At 63.0% G+C, this 20,981-nt stretch carries 17 protein-coding genes; 8 read left to right on the top strand and 9 right to left on the bottom strand.

Annotated elements, in window-relative coordinates:
• Positions 1-952: 952 nt before the first annotated feature.
• The 4 genes from folE2 to PPGU16_RS26125 all read right to left on the bottom strand — a co-directional run bounded on the left by folE2 (position 953) and on the right by PPGU16_RS26125 (position 5,099).
• Entirely contained in the window at positions 953-1,750 is a 798-nt protein-coding gene (folE2, locus tag PPGU16_RS26140) for a GTP cyclohydrolase FolE2 (RefSeq protein WP_180723286.1), read from the bottom strand.
• 146 nt (positions 1,751-1,896) lie between these two features.
• A complete protein-coding gene (gene dxs, locus PPGU16_RS26135; RefSeq protein WP_180723285.1) occupies positions 1,897-3,795 on the bottom strand; it encodes a 1-deoxy-D-xylulose-5-phosphate synthase in 1,899 nt (632 codons plus the stop codon).
• A 96-nt stretch (positions 3,796-3,891) separates the two neighbouring features.
• The gene (locus PPGU16_RS26130) at positions 3,892-4,785 is read right to left on the bottom strand and encodes a polyprenyl synthetase family protein (protein ID WP_180723284.1); all 894 of its coding nucleotides are present in this window, start codon (positions 4,783-4,785) and stop codon (positions 3,892-3,894) included.
• Entirely contained in the window at positions 4,782-5,099 is a 318-nt protein-coding gene (locus tag PPGU16_RS26125) for an exodeoxyribonuclease VII small subunit (protein WP_007733039.1), read from the bottom strand. Before PPGU16_RS26125 ends, PPGU16_RS26130 begins: the two co-directional genes overlap by 4 nt.
• 286 nt (positions 5,100-5,385) lie before the next feature.
• Between PPGU16_RS26125 and PPGU16_RS26120 the strand changes: the two genes are divergently transcribed.
• Together PPGU16_RS26120 and PPGU16_RS26115 are read left to right on the top strand one after the other, a co-directional pair.
• Entirely contained in the window at positions 5,386-6,492 is a 1,107-nt protein-coding gene (locus PPGU16_RS26120; RefSeq protein ID WP_180723283.1) for an aromatic ring-hydroxylating oxygenase subunit alpha, read from the top strand.
• Between the two features lie 119 nt (positions 6,493-6,611).
• The gene (locus PPGU16_RS26115) at positions 6,612-7,484 is read left to right on the top strand and encodes a sulfurtransferase (protein ID WP_180723282.1); all 873 of its coding nucleotides are present in this window, start codon (positions 6,612-6,614) and stop codon (positions 7,482-7,484) included.
• Positions 7,485-7,548: 64 nt separating this feature from the next.
• On the opposite strand, the gene PPGU16_RS26110 is transcribed toward PPGU16_RS26115, so the two are convergent.
• The 3 genes from PPGU16_RS26110 to polA all read right to left on the bottom strand — a co-directional run bounded on the left by PPGU16_RS26110 (position 7,549) and on the right by polA (position 12,862).
• Positions 7,549-8,421: a dienelactone hydrolase family protein gene (locus PPGU16_RS26110; protein ID WP_180723281.1), complete on the bottom strand. Its 873-nt coding sequence runs from the start codon at positions 8,419-8,421 to the stop codon at positions 7,549-7,551.
• Positions 8,422-8,533: 112 nt separating this feature from the next.
• Positions 8,534-9,880 (bottom strand): NAD(P)/FAD-dependent oxidoreductase, encoded by a 1,347-nt coding sequence (locus PPGU16_RS26105; RefSeq protein ID WP_180723280.1) that lies wholly within the window; start codon positions 9,878-9,880, stop codon positions 8,534-8,536.
• A 240-nt stretch (positions 9,881-10,120) separates the two neighbouring features.
• Positions 10,121-12,862, bottom strand: a complete 2,742-nt coding sequence (gene polA, locus PPGU16_RS26100; RefSeq protein ID WP_180723279.1) for a DNA polymerase I — start codon at positions 12,860-12,862, stop codon at positions 10,121-10,123.
• A gap of 1 nt (position 12,863) precedes the next feature.
• Between polA and PPGU16_RS26095 the strand changes: the two genes are divergently transcribed.
• Positions 12,864-13,607 carry an LOG family protein gene (locus tag PPGU16_RS26095; protein ID WP_007733054.1) on the top strand — a complete coding sequence of 248 codons (744 nt, stop codon included), beginning with the start codon at positions 12,864-12,866 and terminating at the stop codon, positions 13,605-13,607.
• 58 nt (positions 13,608-13,665) lie between these two features.
• Here PPGU16_RS26095 and PPGU16_RS26090 read toward each other — a convergent pair whose 3' ends face one another.
• Positions 13,666-14,601: a transcriptional regulator GcvA gene (locus PPGU16_RS26090; protein WP_180723278.1), complete on the bottom strand. Its 936-nt coding sequence runs from the start codon at positions 14,599-14,601 to the stop codon at positions 13,666-13,668.
• A gap of 98 nt (positions 14,602-14,699) precedes the next feature.
• On the opposite strand from PPGU16_RS26090, the gene PPGU16_RS26085 reads away from it, so the two are divergent.
• Both PPGU16_RS26085 and PPGU16_RS26080 read left to right on the top strand, forming a co-directional pair.
• On the top strand, positions 14,700-15,308 hold the full coding sequence (locus PPGU16_RS26085) for a chromate transporter (protein ID WP_180723277.1): 609 nt from the start codon (positions 14,700-14,702) through the stop codon (positions 15,306-15,308).
• The gene (locus PPGU16_RS26080; protein ID WP_180725212.1) at positions 15,305-15,835 is read left to right on the top strand and encodes a chromate transporter; all 531 of its coding nucleotides are present in this window, start codon (positions 15,305-15,307) and stop codon (positions 15,833-15,835) included. The genes PPGU16_RS26085 and PPGU16_RS26080 overlap by 4 nt, the downstream gene beginning before the upstream one ends.
• A gap of 924 nt (positions 15,836-16,759) precedes the next feature.
• Here PPGU16_RS26080 and PPGU16_RS26075 read toward each other — a convergent pair.
• Positions 16,760-18,286, bottom strand: a complete 1,527-nt coding sequence (locus tag PPGU16_RS26075; protein WP_180723276.1) for an AMP nucleosidase — start codon at positions 18,284-18,286, stop codon at positions 16,760-16,762.
• 219 nt (positions 18,287-18,505) lie between these two features.
• Here PPGU16_RS26075 and PPGU16_RS26070 point away from each other — a divergent pair, with 219 nt between their 5' ends.
• The 3 genes from PPGU16_RS26070 (at position 18,506) to PPGU16_RS26060 (ending at position 20,883) form a co-directional block, all read left to right on the top strand.
• Positions 18,506-18,913: a hypothetical protein gene (locus tag PPGU16_RS26070; protein WP_180723275.1), complete on the top strand. Its 408-nt coding sequence runs from the start codon at positions 18,506-18,508 to the stop codon at positions 18,911-18,913.
• Between the two features lie 165 nt (positions 18,914-19,078).
• A complete protein-coding gene (locus PPGU16_RS26065; RefSeq protein ID WP_180723274.1) occupies positions 19,079-20,050 on the top strand; it encodes a homoserine kinase in 972 nt (323 codons plus the stop codon).
• 20 nt (positions 20,051-20,070) lie between these two features.
• Positions 20,071-20,883 carry a BPSS1780 family membrane protein gene (locus PPGU16_RS26060; protein WP_180723273.1) on the top strand — a complete coding sequence of 271 codons (813 nt, stop codon included), beginning with the start codon at positions 20,071-20,073 and terminating at the stop codon, positions 20,881-20,883.
• The last annotated feature ends 98 nt before the right edge of the window (positions 20,884-20,981 follow it).

The raw sequence follows: 20,981 nt of genomic DNA, 5'->3' as shown, positions 1-20,981 counted from the left end.
TGCGACGCTGGATGGTTCGCCTGGTTTACTGCTCTGCTGGCATCCGCGTTTTGTTTGCGTGCTTCAGGCGTCGCCCCTGTGCGGGGCGGCACCTGCTTTTGGTTGTCTGCGACGCTGGATGGTTCGCCTGGTTTACTGCTCTGCGGGCATCCGCGTTTTGTTAGCGTGCTTCATGCGTCGCCCCTGTGCGGGGCGGCACCTGCTTTGGGTTGTCTGCGACGCTGGATGGTTCGCCTGGTTTGCTGCTCTGCGGGCATCCGCGTTTTGTTAGCGTGCTTCATGCGTCGCCCCTGTGCGGGGCGGCACCTACTTTTCTTTGCCGCCGCAAAGAAAAGTAGGCAAAAGAAAGCGGCTCACACCGCCAGCCCATGTGCCGACCCACGGGCCCCCAACGTCCCCATCCTTCACACCGCAGCAATCCTGTTCATGTGCGTTGCCAACGCTCTCTCCTTGCGCCTCACCCGCTTCGAATACCCGTGCAAAGGCCAGCGGCAGCGAATGCTATGCGCCGCCCAGGTGGCAAACTGTGTGCAGGTTGTCGCGCCGTTTAGCCTGGGGCTCTTACAGCGTGGGGCGCGTGCGCTATCGGTTCGGAGTGAGGCGTGTGTGGCTCTACGGCCGACACACAGTTTGCCACCTGGGCGGCCGTGGACTGTCTGGCGCGGCCTGCTGTCGTGTGGGGGCGTGAAGCGGGTGAGGCGCACTGCAAGAGCGCTGGCAACGAGCGTCGGTCAGGTGGTTGCCGTGTGAAGCATAAGAACCTTTGGGGGCCCTCAGGCGAATACTAGAACTGGCGGTGTTAGCCGCTTTCTTTTGCCTACTTTTCTTTGCGGCGGCAAAGAAAAGTAGGTGCCGCCCCGCACAGGGGCAACGCTTGCAGACCAATAACATCACGCGGATGCCAGCGCAAAGCACAAGCAAACCACCCCAGAGTCGCAGACAGAAAAAACCCTCAGCCCCTCTTCTCAATCACCGCATACGCCGAATGATTATGAATAGACTCGAAGTTCTCCGCTTCGAGCACATAAGCGGCAATACGCTTATCATCATTCAACCGCTGCGCGACATCCCGCACCAGGTCTTCGACGAACTTCGGGTTCTCATAAGCGCGTTCGGTCACGAACTTCTCATCAGGCCGCTTGAGCAATCCCCACAACTCACACGAAGCCTCTTCCTCCGCAATACGGATCAGATCCTCGACAGGCACATCATCCATCAACTCAGCGTTAATCGTCACATGCGAGCGCTGGTTATGCGCGCCATACTGCGAAATCTTCTTCGAGCACGGGCACAGGCTGGTGACGGGCACCAGAACCTTGAGAAACATCCGCGTGGCGCCATCGCGCGAATCCGCCGTCAGCGTCACTTCGTAGTCCAGCAGACTTTGCACGCCCGACACAGGCGCCGTCTTGTTGACGAAATACGGAAACGACACCTCGATACGGCCCGCACGCGCCTCAAGCTTCTCGAGCATCGCCGCGAGCATCGCGCGAAACGCAGCAGAATCCAGCGGCGCCTTGTTCTCCTCGAGCAGCGCGACGAAGCGCGACATATGCGTGCCCTTTACCTCGGCCGGCAGATGAACGTCGAGATTCCACGTACCGATAGTCGGCTGCACGCTGCCGTCTGGCGTACGGACCGTCAGCGGATGACGCACCGCCTTCACGCCGACCCGCTGAATCGGAATCTGGCGGGTGTCGACCGTGCTTTGCACGTCGGGCATCACGAAGGCGGGGTTCATCTGGTTCATGTCCTTGTCCTCAACTGGCAGCGCGAATCGACGCGCAAAATGACAACCGCCGGCTTGCGCCGGCGGAGCCCGGCGGGTACGCAACCCGCCGATTCATATTGGAGTAGATGCAACGAGCCGCTTGTTTGTTCCGGCGGCCCGCTATGTTACGCGACGCGTTTGACCGACTTGCCGCTCGCGTGCTCCACAAATCGCTCGCGGATGGACTTCGCGATGCCCGCAGCGTCAAGGCCGCACGACGCGAGCAGCTTCGCGGGATCTCCGTGATCGATGAAGCGATCGGGAAGGCCCAATTGTAGTACGGGTCGGATAACCCCACTCTCCATCATGGCTTCCACGCAGGCCGAGCCCGCGCCGCCCATCACGCAGCCTTCTTCCACCGTGACGATGGCGTCGTGCGTCTCGGCCAGCTCGCGGACCAGATCGGCGTCGATCGGCTTCACGAAGCGCATGTTGGCGACCGTCGCGTCCAGCTGTTCCGCTGCCGCGAGCGACGGCGCGACCATCGTGCCGAACGCGAGAATCGCGATGCGCTTGCCGGCCGGTTGCGTCGACTGGCGGCGGACTTCGCCCTTGCCGAGCGGAAGCGCAGCCATCTGCTTGACCGTTGCGACGCCCGTGCCCGCGCCGCGCGGATAACGCACGGCCGTCGGGTTCGGCTGCTGCAGCGCCGTGTACAGCATCTGGCGGCACTCGTTTTCGTCCGACGCAGCCATCACCGTCATGTTCGGGATGCAGCGCAGGAACGCGAGATCGTACGCGCCCGCGTGCGTTGCGCCGTCCGCGCCGACGAGGCCCGCGCGATCGATTGCGAACACAACGGGCAGATTTTGCAGCGCAACGTCGTGGATCAGCTGGTCATACGCGCGTTGCAGGAACGTCGAGTAGATCGCGACGACAGGCTTGAGCCCTTCCGTCGCCAGACCGCCCGCGAACGTCACGGCGTGCTGCTCGGCAATGCCGACGTCGTAATAGCGATCCGGGAAGCGCTTTTCGAACTCGACCATGCCCGAGCCTTCGCGCATCGCCGGCGTGATGCCGACCACGCGCGAATCGAGCTCGGCCGCGTCGCACAGCCATTCGCCGAACACTTGCGTGTAGGTCTTCTTGGCAGGCGTCGTCGACGGCTTGATGCCTTCGGCCGGGTTGAACTTGCCGGGGCCGTGGTACAGCACCGGGTCGGCTTCGGCCAGCTTGTAGCCCTGGCCCTTCTTCGTCACGACGTGCAGGAATTGCGGACCGCGCAGTTCCTTGATGTTCTGCAGCGTCGGGATCAGCGAGTCGAGATCGTGGCCGTCGATCGGTCCGATGTAGTTGAAGCCGAACTCTTCGAACAGCGTGGCCGGCACGATCATGCCCTTCGCGTGTTCTTCGAGCTTGCGCGCGAGGTCGAGCACGGGCGGCGCATGGCGCAGCACGCGTTCGACGCCGGCACGCGCAGCCGCGTAGAAACGGCCCGACATCAGGCGCGCGAGATGGCGATTCAGCGCGCCCACGGGCGGCGAAATCGACATGTCGTTGTCGTTGAGGATCACGAGCAGCGGCACGTCGTCTTCGACGCCGGCGTTGTTCATCGCCTCGAAGGCCATGCCCGCCGTCATCGCGCCGTCGCCGATCACGGCGATCGCGAAACGGTCTTCGCCGCGCAGCTTGCTGCCGATCGCCATGCCGAGCGCCGCCGAGATCGACGTGCTCGAGTGCGCCGTGCCGAACGTGTCGTACGGCGACTCGTCGCGTTTCGGGAAGCCCGAAATGCCGCCCAGCTGACGCAGCGAGTGCATCTGGTCGCGGCGGCCCGTCAGGATCTTGTGGGGATAGGTCTGATGACCCACGTCCCAGACGATGCGGTCGCGCGGCGTGTCGAACACGTAGTGCAGCGCGATCGTCAGTTCGACCGTGCCGAGGTTGGACGACAGGTGGCCGCCCGTCTGCGACACGCTGTCGAGCACGAAGGCACGCAACTCGTCGGCAAGCGGGTGCAACTGGCGGCGATCGAGGCGGCGCAGGTCCGCGGGGTCGTCAATGGTTTTCAGCAAGTCGTACATCGTCGTTCCATTGTAGGAAAACTTACGCGCCCGCACTTCATTCGCGCACACCCGAAGAGTCTTGTGCGGGCGGCGGGCTTTCGCGTTACAGCTTCATCAGCTGACCCGGTTCACCACGAGGTCAGCCAGCTCGGCGAGCCGCTGTGCGCGGGCGCCAAAAGGTGCAAGTGCTGCGTGGGCATCGCTGCGCAGCTGCGCTGCGAGCGCACGCGAAGCGTCGAGCCCGATGATCGACACGTAGGTCGGTTTGCCGTCCTTCGCGTCCTTTCCAGCCGTTTTGCCAAGCGTCGCGGAATCGGTCGTGACGTCGAGAATATCGTCGACGACCTGAAACGCGAGGCCCACGGCAGCCGAATAGGCATCCAGCGACTCCAGCGCCTTCGCGTCGGGCCCGCCGTTGCCGATCTGGCCTGTCAATGCGCCCATCCGCACGGCGGCGCGCAGCAGCGCGCCCGTTTTCAGGCGGTGCATGGTTTCGAGCTGCGGGCGCGTCAGCGTATGGCCGACGCTCGCCAGATCAATCGCCTGTCCGCCCGCCATGCCGATCGAGCCGCTCGCCAGCGCCAGTTCGCGCACCAGCGCGGCCTGCTGCGCGGGCGCGAGCACGTCCGATGTCAGCGCAACGAAAGCTTGCGACTGCAGCGCGTCACCGACCAGCAGTGCCGTCGCTTCGTCATATTTGACGTGTACCGTGGGCTTGCCGCGGCGCAGTTCGTCGTCGTCCATGCAGGGCATGTCATCGTGCACGAGCGAGTAGACGTGAATCATCTCCAGCGCTGCCGATGCCGCGTCGAGGCACTCGGCCTTCGCGCCCGTCAGTTCGCCCGCCGCGTGACACAGCAGCGGGCGTACCCGCTTGCCGCCGCCCAGCACGGCATAGCGCATTGCTTCATGCAGCCGGGCGGGCTCGGTCGATTCCGCCGGCAAATATTGCTCGAGTGCGCCCTCTACCCGGTCCAGCACCGAGCGCATCCATTGTTCGAAGGTCATAGATCGTCTCCGCTGTCGGCAGCGGTTGTACCTGCTGTGTTCACGGGAAGCGGCTTGAGCGTTTCGCCATCGAGGACGCGCACCTGCTGCTCCACTTTTTCGAGTTGCTGCTGGCAGAACGCCACGAGCACGGCGCCGCGCCGGTAAGCCGCAAGCGACTCTTCCAGGCTGAGGCTGCCGCCCTCCATGCGCCCAACGAGCCCCTCCAGCTCCGCCAGCGCTGCCTCGTAGCTCTCGGGCAGCGGTGAGTTGTCGGAACCTTCGGTGCTGGTGGGGGACAAACCAGCCGTATCCGTGGAAGCCGTCTTCGCCATGAATCGTCGCAAAATTAAAACAAGTCGGACATTCTACGGCAAAAGCGACATTTTCGACCTGTGAGCCCACCAATGGGTATCCGCACGGCCGTTGCGCAACACTTTGGACGATAGAAATAAATCCAACGTTTGCGTGGCGAAATCGCGAGCTTCCCCGACATTTTTAACCCAAATCAGGTACTTAAGCGCCCCAAGGAGGGGGAAACGGGTATAATCGCGGGCTCCCTAAATCGAATCTTCGATGGTTGGGTTGTTCACTGCTTTCACGTCTTCATCGGGAGTGGGAATGTCCAATCTGAGCAATGCATTGCAGCTCAAGGCTATTCACAGCCAGCTGCCAGTCACGGCTTACTTTGACCAGGCGCTCCACGAGCGCGAACTCGAAACCCTTTTCAAGAAAGGTCCTCGCTACGTCGGGCACGAACTCATGGTTCCCGAAGCGGGTAACTATTTTGCCTTGCCCAGCGAACGCGAGGGGCGCGTGCTCGTCCGCAACCAGCAGTCGCAGATCGAACTGCTGTCGAACGTGTGCCGCCATCGTCAGGCAATCATGCTGAACGGCCGCGGGCAGACGGAGAACATCGTCTGTCCCCTGCACCGCTGGACCTACGACCTGAACGGCCAGTTGCTCGGCGCGCCGCATTTCGCCGACAACCCCTGCCTGAACCTCGGCGCCACCCCGCTCCAAAGCTGGAACGGCCTGCTGTTCGAAACGCAGGGCCGCGACGTCGCGAAAGACCTGGCGCGCCTCGGCACGGCAAAGCACTTCGACTTCACGGACTACATGTTCGATCACGTCGAAGTGCACGAGTGCAACTACAACTGGAAGACCTTCATCGAGGTCTATCTCGAGGACTATCACGTCGTACCATTCCATCCGGGCCTCGGCAGCTTCGTCAATTGCGACGATCTGAAGTGGGAATTCGGCGACTGGTACAGCGTGCAGACGGTCGGCGTGCACAACGAACTCGCGCGTCCGGGCAGCCCGACGTATCGCAAGTGGCACGACGAAGTGCTGCGCTACCGCGACGGCAAGATGCCCGAGTTCGGCGCGATCTGGATGGTGTACTACCCGGGCATCATGGTCGAGTGGTATCCGCATGTGCTCGTCGTGTCGTGGCTGATTCCGCGCGGTCCGCAAAAGACGACGAACGTCGTCGAGTTCTATTACCCTGAGGAAATCGCGCTGTTCGAGCGTGACTTCGTCGAAGCGGAGCGCGCCGCGTACATGGAAACGGCACGCGAAGACGACGAAATCGCCGAACGCATGGACGCCGGCCGCCGCGCGCTGCTGGAGCGCGGCGAATCGCAGGTCGGTCCGTATCAGAGCCCGATGGAAGACGGCATGCAGCACTTCCACGAGTTCCTGCGCCGCGAACTTGTCACGATCTGAACGAACCGCCGCGAGCGGCGTTCACGGCTTCACAAGGAATGACGGGCTTCGGCCCGTCATTTTTGTTTAGACTAGAGATATCGTTCGGCGCTGCCGAAGTCAGTCTCTCAGGAGCCGTCATGCCACACACTCACTACACCACGCTGATCTCCGCAGGCAATCTCGCCGAACGTCTGGCCGCCGCGCCGGGCAGCGTGTTCATCGTCGATTGCCATTTCGATCTGGTCGACACCGAAGCAGGTAAAAAAGCCTACGCGGCGGGTCATCTGCCGCAAGCGCACTATCTGCACCTCGACCGCGATCTGTCCGGACCCAAGACGGGCAGCAACGGACGTCATCCGTTGCCGGACCGTCAGAAGCTGGTCGAGCGTCTCGCCGCACTCGGCCTCAAGCAAGGCCAGCAAGTGATCGCGTACGACGCGCAGGGCGGCATGTACGCGGCGCGTCTGTGGTGGCTGCTGCGCTGGCTGGGTCACGATTCCGTCGCGCTGCTCGACGGCGGCCTGCAGGCGTGGGAAGCGGCCGGTCATCCGCTGACGCAGGACGTGCCGCCCCAGACGACCGGCGACTTCAAGGCGGGCGCGCCACTGGCCGTGACCGTCGATGCGCAGGCCGTCGAACGCAATATCGGCACGAAGGAACGCCTGGTGATCGACGCGCGCGCCGCCGACCGCTATCGCGGCGAGAACGAAACGCTGGACCGCGTAGGCGGCCACATTCCGGGCGCGCGCAACCGCTTCTTCAAGGACAACCTGACGGCGGACGGCCGCTTCAAGTCCGCGCACACGCTGCGCGACGACTTCAACGCGGTGATTCCAGCGGGCGTGTCCGCCGAGCACGTGGTGCTGCAATGCGGCTCGGGCGTCACCGCTTGCCACAACGCGCTGGCGATGGAAATCGCCGGGTTGCACGGCGCGGCGCTGTACCCGGGATCGTGGAGCGAATGGAGTTCGGATTCGTCGCGGCCTGTGGCGACGGGACCGAATCCGTAAGCGCTGTTAGTCTGCGGTGCCGATAACCGCCAACAAGCACCGGCGGCGCAGACACAAGCAAGACTCAACTGACGCCGTGCGCCTTGAACCACGCAAGCGCGCGGCGCCAGCCATCTTCGGCATCGGCCTGCTTGTAGCTCGGCCGATAGTCCGCGAAGAACGCATGCCCCGCGTCGTCGTACACGACGAACTCCGAGCCGCGACCCGCCTGCGGCCCCTGCGCGATCGCCTGCTTCATCTTCTCGAGCGAGTCCTGCGGGATGCTCTGGTCCTGACGTCCGTATAGGCCCAGCACCGGCACCTGCAGATCGGACACGCGGTCGATCGGATTGGCAGGGTTCATCGGCGTCTGGTTGCCGACCACGCGCCCATACCACGCCACACCCGCCTTCAGCCGCGGATTGTGCTCCGCGTACAGCCACGCGATACGCCCGCCCCAGCAGAAGCCGTTGATGCCCACCTTGTTCACGTCGCCGCCATGCTCGCCCGCCCATTTGAAGGTCGCGTCGAGATCGGCGAGCACCTGCGCATCGGGCACCTTGCTCACGAGCTGCTCGTTGAGCTGCTGCATCGTCGGGTACTTCGTCGGATCGCCCTGCCGCGTATAGAGGTCCGGCGCGATGGCCAGATAACCCTGCTTCGCGAAGCGCCGGCACACATCGGCGATATGCTCGTGCACGCCGAAAATCTCGTGAACCACGATGATAACGGGCAGATGCGTCTTGCCCTTCGGCTGCGCGCGATAGGCGGGCACCAGGGTATCGCCCGATTTGATGCCGACTTCACCCGCCTCGAGGCCTTCGCTGTCCGTATGGATGGTCTGTGCGGACACGGGCAGCACGCACGCCGCGAAGCCAGTGCCGAGCGCCGCCTTGATGAAGGTGCGGCGGTCGAAAGGAACGTGTGGAACGAGACTGTCGACTTCTGGCTTCAACATGCTGTGCTCCTCTTCTGGAATGGGGGTGGACGGCAAGGAGCCAACAGGATACGCGCAAAGCGCATCCTGTTGCAGAAGCATCGATATCGGTCAGTGAACGTTCAATGAGGGATCAGTGCAATTTGACGCGCGGCAGCGTCGTGCGCCGCAGCCAGTGCGCGAAGGTATCGAGCACCATGCGCGCATAGCCGTGCAGCGCGGCGATATGCAGCCGGTACAGCGACATGTACATGAAGCGCGCGAACAACCCTTCGATCAGCATGTTGCCGCCAATCACGCCGCCCATCAGATTGCCCACGGCGCTGAAGTGCCCGAGCGACACCAGCGAGCCGAAGTCGCGATACGTGAACTCCGGCAGCGGCCGGCCTTCTAGCCGGTTGCCAAGCGCCCGCAGCAGAAAGCTCGCCTGCTGGTGCGCGGCCTGCGCGCGCGGCGGCACGTTGCGTTCGTTGCCCGGCCACGCGCAGGCGGCACAATCGCCGAGCGCGAAGACGTTGTCGTCGATCATGGTCTGCAGCGTGGGACGCACTTCGAGCTGACCCAGCCGGTTCACAGGCAGGCCGTCGAGCTGACTGAGCACGGGCGGCGCCTTGATGCCCGCTGCCCACACGGTCAGGTCGGCGCGCACCATCTTGCCGCTCGCCGTGCGCACGACGCCCGGCGCGACTTCCGCCACCGTCTCGCCGACCATCAGCTTCACGCCGAGCTTTTGCAGCAGTTCGGACGTGGCCGTCGATACGCGCTCCTGAAGTGCCGGCAGAATGCGCGGCCCCGCTTCGATCAGCACGATGCCGACATCGTGGCGCGGATCGAGCTTGTGCAACCCATAGGCGGACAGCACCTGCGCCGTATTGCGCAGTTCCGCCGACAATTCCACACCCGTCGCGCCGCCGCCGACAATCGCGACCTGAATGCGCGGCTCAGTCGACGTCGTGCCGGGATTCGTTTCGACGGGTTCGTGCGCCTGATGCTCGGCGCGCATGCAGGCGGCGATCAGGCGCTTGCGGAAGCGCTCGGCCTGCTGAACGGTATCGAGCGCGAGCGAATATTCGGGCGCGCCCTGCACGCCGAAGAAGTGCGTCGTACTGCCGATAGCGATGACCAGCGTGTCGTATTCCAGAACCCGTTCGGGGAGAAGCTCGGCGCCATCGTCGTCGAGCACGCGGCCAAGCCTGATGGACTTCGCCGTGCGGTCGAGGCCAACCAGTTCGCCCTGCTGAAACTCAAAGCCATGCCAGCGCGCCTGCGCGGCGTATTCGAGTTCCTGCGTGAACGGGTCCATGCTGCCCGCTGCCACCTCATGCAGCAGCGGCTTCCAGATATGCGTCGGATAACGATCGACCAGCGTGACTTGTGCGCGCGGCTCACCGCCACTCTTTCTGCGCGCATAGCGATCGCCGAGCCGTGTCGCCAGCTCCAGGCCTCCCGCGCCTCCACCTACGACGACAAAACGATGCATCAGAACTCTCCGTATTGACCGATAAAGCTGTGCGTCGATGCGGCGCGCGTGCGGCCGCTGTGTAATCGCGTAGTGTCGATTGTCTGCGAGCAATGGGACAAGTCACAAGCCTGTCAAAAGATAACTGTGACATGCGAGCGACGTTATCCCATTGACCTGAAGAAGCAACAATGCTGTGTCAGTGTGGCATGAAAAGCATGACTGACATGTCAGTGCGTCCTCTTGGGCCTCGATATGCGCTCAGTGCGCTTCCTCCCAGTTTGCGCCCGCGCCCACTTCGGCGACGAGTGGCACCTTCAGTTGCGCGACGCCGCACATCAATTCCGGCAAGCGCTTACGTACGTCGGATAGTTCGTCGTCCGGCACTTCGAGTATCAGTTCGTCGTGTACCTGCATGATCATGCGCGTGCGGATGCCCGACTCCTCGATCCACTTCTGCACGGCGATCATCGACATCTTGATCAGATCGGCAGCTGTGCCTTGCATCGGCGCATTGATCGCGGCACGCTCCGCCGCCTGACGGCGCGGGCCGTTGCCGCCATTGATCTCGGGCAGCCACAGGCGGCGGCCGAACACGGTTTCGACATAGCCCTTCATCTTGGCGCTCGTCCGCGTGTTCTCCATGTAAGCAGCAACGCCCGGATAACGCGCGAAATAGCGGTCGATATAAAGCTTGGCCGCATCGCGCGTAATGCCGAGATTCGACGCGAGACCGAACGAACTCATGCCGTAGATCAGGCCGAAGTTGATGACCTTCGCGATACGCCGCTGATCGTTCGACACTTCGAGCGGCGTCACGCTGAACACTTCGGCAGCGGTGGCGCGGTGAATGTCCTCGCCCTGCTTGAACGCGCGCAGCAGCGCTTCGTCGCCAGAGATATGCGCCATGATGCGCAATTCGATCTGCGAGTAGTCCGCCGACACCAGCTTGTGTCCCGGCGGCGCGATGAACGCCTCGCGAATGCGGCGGCCTTCGCCCGTGCGCACGGGAATGTTCTGCAGATTCGGATCGTTCGATGCCAGGCGTCCCGTCACCGCGACGGCCTGCGCGTAGTTCGTATGCACGCGGCCCGTGGTGGCGTTGATCATGCGCGGCAGCTTGTCGGTGTACGTCGACTTGAGCTTCGACAGGCCGCGATGTTCGAGCAGGACCTTTGGCAGCGGATAGTCTTCCGCGAGCTTTTGCAGCACTTCTTCGTCAGTGGAAGGCGCGCCGCTCGGCGTCTTCTTGATGACGGGCAATTCGAGCTTCTCGAAGAAGATCTGCCCGATTTGTTTCGGCGAGCCGAGATTGAACTCGCCGCCTGCGAATTCGTACGCCTGCTTTTCGAGTTCGACGAGACGCGTCGCGATCTCGTTGCTTTGCACGCGCAACTTTTCGGAGTCGATGAGCACGCCGTTGCGCTCCATCTTGCGCAGCACGCGCGAAGTCGGCACTTCGATATCGCGGTACACGTGATCGAGCTGCGCTTCCGCTGCGACCTGCGGATACAGCGTCTGATGCAGACGCAACGTGATGTCGGCGTCTTCGGCGGCGTATTCGGCGGCCTTGTCGAGCGCGACTTCGTCGAAGCCGATCTGCGATGCGCCCTTGCCCGCGACGTCCTCGTACTTGATCGTCTTCAGACCGAGGTGACGCAGCGCGAGGTTGTCCATGTCGTGAGGACGATGCGATTCGAGCACGTACGACTGCAACAGCGTGTCATGCTCGATGCCGTCCATCACGATGCCGTAGTTCGCGAGCACCTGCTCGTCGTACTTCAGATGCTGGCCGACCTTCTTCTTCTCGCGGCTTTCGAGCCACGGCTTGAGCTTCGCGAGCACTTCGTCGCGCGGCAACTGAACGGGCGCATCCGGCCCGCGATGCGCGAGCGGAATATATGCGGCCTTGCCCGCTTCGACCGCGATCGAGATGCCGACGATCTGCGCCGTCATCGGATCGAGCGACGTGGTTTCCGTATCGAATGAGGTGATCTCGGCGGCGTTGATCTTGTCGAACCATGCGTCGAACTGCTCCCACGTCTGCACGGTGTCGTATTCACGCTCGCCCTCGACAGTCGGCGCGGGCGGCACATCCGTTTCGGGTCCTTCGACGGCATCGGCAATTTCCACCTCACGCAGCCAGGTCTTGAAGCCGCTGCGCGTGAACACGTCGCGCAGTTCTTCGCGCGACTCGGGGCGAGTAGCAAGCGTCTCTTCGAACGAGTTGACCTGCGCGGTCAGATCGCAATCCGTCTCGACGGTGACGAGCTTGCGCGCCATCGGCAGGAAATCGAGCGCGCGTCGCAGATTGTCTCCTACCGCACCTTTGATTTCATCGGCGTGTGCGACGATGCCATCGAGGGTTTCAAATTGCGTGAGCCATTTGATCGCGGTTTTCGGGCCGCATTTTTCGACGCCGGGCACGTTGTCGACGGTATCGCCGATCAGCGACAGATAGTCGACGATGCGCTCGGGCGGCACGCCGAACTTCGCAACGACGCCTTCGCGGTCGAGCTTCTCGTTCGTCATCGTATTGATGAGGGTGACATGATCCGTCACGAGCTGCGCCAGATCCTTGTCCCCGGTGGATACGATCACGTTCATGCCGCGCGCCTCGGCGCGTTTGGCGAGCGTGCCGATCACGTCGTCGGCCTCGACGCCTTCGAGCATCAGCAGCGGCCAGCCGAGCGAACGCACAGCGACGTGAATCGGTTCGATCTGCTTCGAGAGATCGTCGGGCATCGACGGACGGTTCGCCTTGTATTGCGGATACCAGTCGTCGCGAAACGTCTTGCCTTTGGCATCGAACACGCACGCGCTATACTCTGCCGTAACCTCCTTGCGCATACGGCGCAGCATGTTGATGATCCCGTAGAGTGCTCCCGTTGGTGCACCGTCGGGACCGCGCAAATCAGGCATCGCATGGTAGGCCCGGTACAGATAACTCGAACCGTCAACCAATAGCAGGGTCTTACCTTCCAGGTTCTGTTCTTCAGGCATTATGACTAAGAGAAAAGTGATTCCGAGTCTGCGATCGCTCGCAGATCAAGAGCGCGCAACAGCCAAGAAGGCCCGCGCATCGTGGCAGATGTTCACGATTATGGCAGAGTTTATCGAGGCGACCGAGTACCTGTCGGAGATCCGCCCGGCCGTGAGCATCTATGGTTCGGCGCGTCTGAAACCGAACTCGCCGTACTACAAACTGGCCACGCAGATCGCGCGCAAACTGTCCGACGCGGGCTTTGCCGTGATCTCCGGCGGCGGCCCCGGCATCATGGAAGCGGCCAACAAGGGCGCCCATGCAGGCAAGGCGCCGTCGGTCGGCCTGAACATCGAGTTGCCGCACGAGCAGTCGGGCAACCAGTGGCAGGACATCTCGTTGCGCTTCCGTCACTTCTTCACGCGCAAGGTCACGTTCGTGAAGAACTCGGATGCCGTGATCGTGATGCCGGGTGGATTCGGCACGCTCGACGAACTGGCCGAAGTGCTCACGCTGATTCAAACCAAGAAGTCGCGGCACGTGCCTATCATCCTGGTCGGCGCGGAGTTCTGGAAAGGACTGCTCGGCTGGTTCGAATCGCAACTGGTGCCGATGGGCCTCATCAATCCGGGCGACATGAACCTGATGCAGGTGATCGACGATCCCGACCAGGTGCTCGAAGCGGTGCTCGCGTTCTATGAAGAGCGGGAAGAGCAGCCCGAACAGCAGCCGAAGTCGGACGAAGACCGGATGTTCTATCTGTGAGCTTCTGACGCGATTGCATCGCGGATGCGTGCTGTAGAAGCAGCTTCCGCGATGCGTGTTATTGCTTCGTGACGCGCGCCTTGCCGCGCGTCTTTTCTTGCGTGTTGTCTTGCGTCGTTTCCTTTGCCTGCGCTTCGAGCCAACGGCAGAACTGCTCGACGAGCGGCGCATTCGCCACCTCGCGCCGCGCGACCCACCAGTAGCCACGTGCGTCGATGCGCGGCCCTTCTAGAGGCGTCACCAGCCGGCCTGACGCGAGTTCGTCATCGAGCAGCGGCAGCGGTCCGAGCGCCACACCCAGCCCATCGACGGCCGCCTGCAAGGCCAGATAGAAATGGTCGAACGACTGTTTCTTGCGGCACTTCACCTTGACGCCCGCCGCCTGCAGCCAGTGATGCCACGCGTCCGGCCGCGTATCCGAGTGCAGCAATACATGGCGCGCGAGATCGTCGGCGGTGTGGATGGGCAGGCGTTGCAGCAGCGCCGGACTGCACACGGGAATCTCACTTTCATCGAGGAACTGGCCGCTCGCGCAATTCGGCCAGTGCGCGGGCCCGCGCCGCACGGCGACGTCGAAACTATCGAGCGTCTCCACGGGCTCGTTCGATGTCGCGAGCCTCAACTCGACGTTCGGCGCCATCCGTTGAAAATGCGATAGCCGCGGCAACAGCCACTTCATCGCGAAGGTAGGCAGCGCGTTCACGCGCAGCACATGGACGACGCCTGTGTCGCGCAACTGGTCGGTCGCGGCCGCGATGCTGTCGAACGCGGCCTGCACCTTCGTCAGATAGCGCCGGCCGTCTTCCGTGAGCCGCACGCGCTTGCCGTTGCGATGAAACACCTGCACGCCGACCCACGCCTCGAACGCGGCCACCTGCCGGCTGATTGCACCATGGGTCACATGAAGCTCGTCGGCTGCAGCCGTGAAGCTGTTGTGCCGGGCCGCGACCTCGAAGGCGCGCAGCGCCGGAAAGGGTGGAAGCTTGCGGTTCATCCTTGTGATTCTAGATCACAAAGACTTGCCCAAGAAATCGTTTTGAGCGGCAGGCAAACGGCGTTAACCTTCACGACTTGTACTGGATAGTGAACGTCATGGATCAGCACCCCGACGCGCCGGAGCACGCGCCCGCTCCGACCACGCGCGAAATCTTCATGGGCTTTCTGGGCCTTGGCCTGACGTCGTTCGGCGGCGCGCTGCCGCTCGCGCGGCGGACCATCGTCGACCAGCGCCGCTGGCTGACAGCCGCCGAATTCACCGATCTGCTCGGCCTGTGCCAGTTTCTGCCGGGCGGTAACGTGATCAATCTGTCGGTGGCGCTCGGCATGCGCTTTCGGGGCTTGCGCGGCGCGCTCGCGGGCATTCTCGGTTTGATCGCCGGGCCGTCGCTGGTGGTGATCGCGCTCGGCGTGCTTTACGAGCACACGCAGAACGATCCGCATATCAAGCATCTGTTTGCCGGATTGGCAGCAGCCGCGGCGGGATTGCTGGTCGCGATGGCCGTCAAAATCCTGATGCCGCTGCGCCACGATCCGCGCGCGGCGGCGATCGCTGCGCTCGGTTTCGTCGCGATTGCGCTGCTGCGCTTCCCGCTGCTGCCGACAATGCTCGTGCTGACGCCGCTCAGCATTTTCCTCGCGTCGCGCGTGGCTAGACCTGAAGCGGCTGCCGCGTCGACACAGCCGAACGAGGTGTCGAAATAATGGAAACGCTGATCGCCCTTGCCGTCATCTTCAGCCAGTTGTCGCTGCTCGCTTTCGGCGGCGGCAACACGATCCTGCCGGAGATGCAGCGGCAGGTCGTCGAGGTGCATCACTGGATGCCTGCCAGCGAGTTCAGTGCGCTGTTCGCGCTTGCGCAGGCCGCGCCTGGTCCGAACATGATGGTCGTAACGCTGGTCGGCTGGCACGTCGCGGGGTGGGCGGGGATGCTGGTGACGTCGCTGGCGAAGTTCGGGCCGTCGTCCATCGTGACGATTCTTGCGATGCATGCCTGGAATCGCTTCAAGGATCGTCCCTGGCGGCGTGTTGCGCAGAAGGGTCTGGTGCCTGTGACGGCAGGGCTGGTCGCGGCGAGTGCGTTGTTGATCGCGCGGTCGTCGGATACGTCCTGGCTTGCATGGGTGATCACGGGCGCGTGCGCGGTGCTTGCATTCAGGACGCGTATTCATCCGTTGTGGTTGCTGGGAGGCGGGGCGGTTGTGGGGCTTGTTGGGTTGGCGTATGTGTAGGTGAATGTCGTTGTTTGCGACGCTGGGTGGTTCGCCTGGTTTTACTGCTCCGCTGGCATCCGCGTTTTGCTATCTTGCTTCACGCGTTGCCCCTGTGCGGGGCGGCGCCTGCTTTTGATTGTCTGCGACGCTGGATGGTTCGCCTGGGCGTTGCCCCTCCCCGGGGCGGCGCCTGCTTTTGATTGTCTGCGACGCTGGATGGTTCGCCTGGTTTGCTGCTGGCATCCGCGTTTTGCTATCGTGCTTCAGGCGTCGCCCCTGTGCGGGGCGGCACCTACTTTTCTTTGCCGCCGCAAAGAAAAGTAGGCAAAAGAAAGCGGCTCACACCGCCAGCACGTATTCTTATCCACGGGCCCCCAACGTCCCCAGACTTCACACCGCAGCAATCCTGTTCATGTGCGTTGCCAACGCTCTCTCTTTGCGCCTCACCCGCTTCGAATACCCGTGCAAAGGCCAGCGGCAGCGAATGATATGCGCCGCCCAGGTGGCAAACTGTGTGCAGGTTGTCGCGTCGTTTAGCCTGGGGCTCTTACAGCGTGGAACGCGTGCGCTATCGGTTCGGAGTGAGGCGTGTGTGGCTCTACGGCCGACACACAGTTTGCCACCTGGGCGGCCGTGGACTGTCTGGCGCGGCGTGCTGTACTGCGGGTGCGTGAAGCGGGTGAGGCGCACTGCAAGAGCGCTGGCAACGAGCGTCGGTCACGTGGTTGCCGTGTGAAGCATAAGAACCTTTGGGGGCCCTCAGGCGAATACTAGAACTGGCGGTGTGAGCCGCTTTCTTTTGCCTACTTTTCTTTGCGGCGGCAAAGAAAAGTAGGTGCCGCCCCGCACAGGGGCAACGCATCCACACCAAAGACATAACGCGGATGCCAGCGCAAAGCACAAGCAAGCAAACCACCCCGCATGCGCCGCAAAGAAAAAAAACTACTGAAACGCGACTTCCGCAAAACTCCGCAATTTCCGGCTATGCAACTTATGCAAGCCATTGGTGCGCAAAATCTCCATCGCCTTCACCCCAATCTGCAAATGCTGATCAACCTGCGCGCGATAAAACTGGTCAGCCATACCCGGCAACTTCAGCTCGCCGTGCAACGGCTTATCCGACACGCACAGCAATGTTCCGTAAGGCACCCGAAACCGGAACCCATTCGCAGCGATAGTCGCGCTCTCCATATCGAGCGCGATCGCGCGGCTTTGCGACAGCCTCAACACCGGCTCGCGATGATCACGCAATTCCCAGTTCCGGTTATCGACACTCGCGACCGTACCCGTGCGCATCACGCGCTTGAGCTCCGCGCCGTCGAGTTGCGTGACCTGCGCCACCGCTCGTTCGAGCGCGACCTGCACTTCAGCCAACGCCGGAATCGGCACCCACAACGGCAGATCGTCGTCGAGCACATGATCTTCACGCACATAGCCGTGCGCGAGTACGTAGTCGCCAAGACGCTGTGTATTACGTAACCCCGCGCAGTGCCCCAGCATGATCCACGCGTGTGGACGCAGCACCGCAATGTGATCGGTGATCGTCTTTGCATTCGACGGGCCGACACCGATATTGATCATCGTGATCCCGCTGCCGTCCGCGCGCTTCAGGTGATACGCGGGCATCTGCGGCAGCCGCGGCGGCGCGTTGCCCTCGTCGTCCTGCTCGCCGAGATTCGCGTTGTACGTGATCACGTCGCCCGGTTCGACGAACGACGTGTACTCGCTGCGGTACGCGCGCAGATCGGCGTCGTCGGTCTTCGCCATCATCGTGCGGCCGAGCTTCACGAACTCGTCGATATAGAACTGATAGTTCGTGTACAGCACGTAGTTCTGGCAATGCGTCGGCGAAGTTGCCGTGTAGTGCTTGAGCCGGTGCAGCGAAAAGTCGACCCGCGCCGCCGTGAAGAGCGCGAGCGGATGCGGTTCGCCCGGCAGCGGCTCGTACGTGCCGTTGACGATGCGGTCGTCGAGCAGCGCGAGATCGGGCGAATCGAACACGTCGCGCATCGCGAGCAGGCGTTCGCGGTCCAGATCGCCTTCGAGGTGGATGCCTTCCGCGAACGCAAAGTGGATGGGAATCGGCTGGTCGGACACACCGACTTCGACCGACACGTGATGGTTCTTCACCAGCAGGCGCAATTGCTCGCGATAGTAATTGCCGAACAGATCGGGACGCGTCACCGTAGTTTCGAACACGCCTGGACCCGCGACGAAGCCGTACGAACGGCGCGAGTCGACATGCGTGTTGGTCTCCGTGCGCACGCGCACGAACGGATAGCAGGCGCGCACGCGTCGGTCGAACGGCTCGTTGCGACGATAGCGCGCGAACGCATCGCGCAGGAACGAGGTGTTCGCTTCATAGATGGCCGAGAGGCGCGTGACGGCGTCGGCTGCATCGCCGAAGGCCTCGGTCGGGTACGCGTTTGCGGGCGTATGCACCGCGCGTTGATTGGTCTCGTAGTTCATCTTCGTTCGCCTCGATTGATGAGATGACATTACCACGGAACCCGTTCTTTTCGATGTGCCCATGCCCGCGCGCCGCGGGTTTGCGTGTCGTCGCGCACGCAGGGTTGCCCTTTCTGCAGGCCGCGCGGGAAGCGCGCAAAATAAGGCTATCGCCCGTTGTTCATGCCCGTGAGCAGCAGTGGATTTGCTAGAATTGGGCCACCTAATCGGAGAAACACCATGAAGCCGCTCTTCCCCGTCGCTGTTGCGCTGATGCTTGCCGTCAGCGGCGTCGCGATGGCTGCCCAGCCTGCCCCGTCCGCGCAAGAGGCGCAGGCAGCCGCAGACGCCCAAGCCGCCGCCAACGAACGGGCCGGCCTGCCGGATCTGAGAGCGATCAACCGCCCCGCGGCCGAAGTCAGCTCGAAAGTCGAGATCAACCAGCCGCGCACGCCGAGCTTCTACGAACGCAGCGGTAACGGCACCGAAATCACCGAGTACCGCGACAAGGGCAAGCCCGTCGAAATCGACGTGCGCTCGAATTTCGGCACGCGCTACCAGATGAGCGCACCGACCGATACGTCGCCGCGCGTGTACGAATCCGGCAAGCCGCCCGCGCGCCTGCCGTCCGTGAACCTGCATTACTGATCGCCCCGAGCCGGCGCGCGTCCCCGACACGCGCCGGTTTTGCGTCAATACGGTCCGCCGCCCCCGTTGCCCGGCGACACCCGCAACGACGCTTTCAGCCCGCTGTCCCCGACCTCGCACTGGCGTCATGCCAGCCGACCAACCTGATTCGACGCCCCACCACGCATGGCCGTATTCACCGCTGTCACCGAAGCCCAACTCGCAGATTGGATGCGCCACTACGATCTCGGCGAAGTCGTCGAATTTCGCGGCATTACATCCGGTATCGAGAACAGCAATTTCTTTCTGACGACCACGCGCGGCGAGTACGTCCTCACGATCTTCGAAAAGCTTACGGCGCAGCAACTGCCGTTCTATCTCGATCTGATGCGCCATCTGGCGTCGCACCGCGTGCCCGTGCCGGACCCGATGCCGCGCGACGACGGCGCGCTGTTCGGCATGCTCAACGGCAAGCCCGCGACCATCGTCACGAAGCTCGACGGCGCGCCCGAACTCGCGCCCGGCGTCGCGCACTGCGTCGAAGTGGGGCAGATGCTGGCGCGCCTGCATCTGGCGGGCCGCGACTTCGGGCATCATCAGCCGAATCTGCGCAGCCTGCCGTGGTGGCAGGAAACCGTGCCGGGCGTCGTGCCGTTTTTGACGGACGCGCAGCGCACGCTGATCACGGAAGAACTCGCGCATCAACAGGCGTTCTTCGCGTCGGCGGACTATGCATCGCTGCCCGAAGGCCCGTGCCATTGCGATCTGTTCCGCGACAACGTCCTGTTCGCTCATGCGGCGCCCGGCACGCATCATGAAGTGGAACTCGGCGGTTTCTTCGACTTTTATTTCGCAGGCTGCGACAAGTGGCTCTTCGACGTTGCCGTGACCGTCAACGACTGGTGCGTCGACCTCGCCACGGGCAAGCTCGACGACGCGCGCGTCGACGCGCTGCTGCGCTCGTATCAGACCGTACGCCCGTTCACTCCCGCCGAAAACCGGCACTGGGGCGACATGTTGCGCGCGGGCGCATACCGTTTCTGGGTCTCGCGCCTGTATGATTTCCATATGCCGCGCGCCGCCGAACTGCTCAAGCCGCACGATCCGGGTCATTTCGAGCGCATCCTGCGCGAGCGCCTTGCGGGCGCCGCACTCTAGACCCTAGGCATCCATACCTCATGCAACTGATCGAAGTTCCGGCGAAAACCGGCTATGTGTGGTTCCGGCAAGGCATCTGGCTGTTTCGCAGGAACCCGCTCGCATTTCTGACGCTGTTCTTCGCATACCTGCTCGCGATGACGGCAATCTCGCTGATTCCCATCATCGGCGGCGTGCTGCCGCTGATGCTGATTCCCGGCGTCGCCGTCGGCTTCATGGCGGCGTGCCGCGACACGATCGCGGGCAAGCCGGTGTTGCCCACCATTCTTGTCGATGGGTTCCGCTCTTACGGCGGCCAGGTGTCGAAGCGCCTGCTGCTGCTCGGCGTGCTGTACATCATCGCGATGGCGGTCGTGCTAATGGGTTCGGCGCTCGCGGACGGTGGCATGCTGCTGCATCTGATGATCAGCGGCGAATCGATGCAGCCGGAAGCCGTCGCCAACAGCGATATCCCGCTCGCCGTGCTGACAGCGCTCGCGTTCTACGTGCCCGTTGCAATGCTGTTCTGGTTCGCGCCCGTGCTCGCCGCGTGGCATGACGTGCCGACCATCAAGGCGATGTTCTTCAGCATTGTCAGTTGCTGGCGCAATCGCGGCGCGTTCATCGTGTACGGCGCGCTGTGGTTCGCCGTCGCGACGACCGTGTCGTTCGGGCTGTCCGCGCTGCTGCAGGCGCTTGGTGCGGGCGATCTCGCGCTGGTGATCCTGATGCCCGCATCGATCATCGTCACGACGATGCTCTACTGCTCGTTTTACGCCACGTATCGCGGCTGCTTCGGCGTGCAAGCGCCCGGCCAGCCATTGCCGCCCGCCCCCTCTTCGCCCTCTCCCTGAAGGGCGACGTCTCTGCCAGGATTCGCGCTGCGCATGCGGCGCGGATAATCCGCGCTCGCATGTGATGTATCGATGCATCGCGCCGCCTTTTTGCGGCA

Origin of the sequence: Paraburkholderia largidicola, assembly GCF_013426895.1 — a bacterium.
Taxonomy (GTDB): domain Bacteria; phylum Pseudomonadota; class Gammaproteobacteria; order Burkholderiales; family Burkholderiaceae; genus Paraburkholderia; species Paraburkholderia largidicola.
The sequence above is the reverse complement of the archived record's forward strand: the minus strand, read 5'-3'. Positions and strand labels throughout refer to the sequence as shown.

Coding starts and splice junctions, on each gene's coding strand:
- folE2 (WP_180723286.1), bottom strand. CDS start 1,750: ATGAACCAGATGAACCCCGCCTTCGTGATGCCCGACGTGCAAAGCACG.
- dxs (WP_180723285.1), bottom strand. CDS start 3,795: ATGTACGACTTGCTGAAAACCATTGACGACCCCGCGGACCTGCGCCGC.
- PPGU16_RS26130 (WP_180723284.1), bottom strand. CDS start 4,785: ATGACCTTCGAACAATGGATGCGCTCGGTGCTGGACCGGGTAGAGGGC.
- PPGU16_RS26125 (WP_007733039.1), bottom strand. CDS start 5,099: ATGGCGAAGACGGCTTCCACGGATACGGCTGGTTTGTCCCCCACCAGC.
- PPGU16_RS26120 (WP_180723283.1), top strand. CDS start 5,386: ATGTCCAATCTGAGCAATGCATTGCAGCTCAAGGCTATTCACAGCCAG.
- PPGU16_RS26115 (WP_180723282.1), top strand. CDS start 6,612: ATGCCACACACTCACTACACCACGCTGATCTCCGCAGGCAATCTCGCC.
- PPGU16_RS26110 (WP_180723281.1), bottom strand. CDS start 8,421: ATGTTGAAGCCAGAAGTCGACAGTCTCGTTCCACACGTTCCTTTCGAC.
- PPGU16_RS26105 (WP_180723280.1), bottom strand. CDS start 9,880: ATGCATCGTTTTGTCGTCGTAGGTGGAGGCGCGGGAGGCCTGGAGCTG.
- polA (WP_180723279.1), bottom strand. CDS start 12,862: ATGCCTGAAGAACAGAACCTGGAAGGTAAGACCCTGCTATTGGTTGAC.
- PPGU16_RS26095 (WP_007733054.1), top strand. CDS start 12,864: ATGACTAAGAGAAAAGTGATTCCGAGTCTGCGATCGCTCGCAGATCAA.
- PPGU16_RS26090 (WP_180723278.1), bottom strand. CDS start 14,601: ATGAACCGCAAGCTTCCACCCTTTCCGGCGCTGCGCGCCTTCGAGGTC.
- PPGU16_RS26085 (WP_180723277.1), top strand. CDS start 14,700: ATGGATCAGCACCCCGACGCGCCGGAGCACGCGCCCGCTCCGACCACG.
- PPGU16_RS26075 (WP_180723276.1), bottom strand. CDS start 18,286: ATGAACTACGAGACCAATCAACGCGCGGTGCATACGCCCGCAAACGCG.
- PPGU16_RS26070 (WP_180723275.1), top strand. CDS start 18,506: ATGAAGCCGCTCTTCCCCGTCGCTGTTGCGCTGATGCTTGCCGTCAGC.
- PPGU16_RS26065 (WP_180723274.1), top strand. CDS start 19,079: ATGGCCGTATTCACCGCTGTCACCGAAGCCCAACTCGCAGATTGGATG.
- PPGU16_RS26060 (WP_180723273.1), top strand. CDS start 20,071: ATGCAACTGATCGAAGTTCCGGCGAAAACCGGCTATGTGTGGTTCCGG.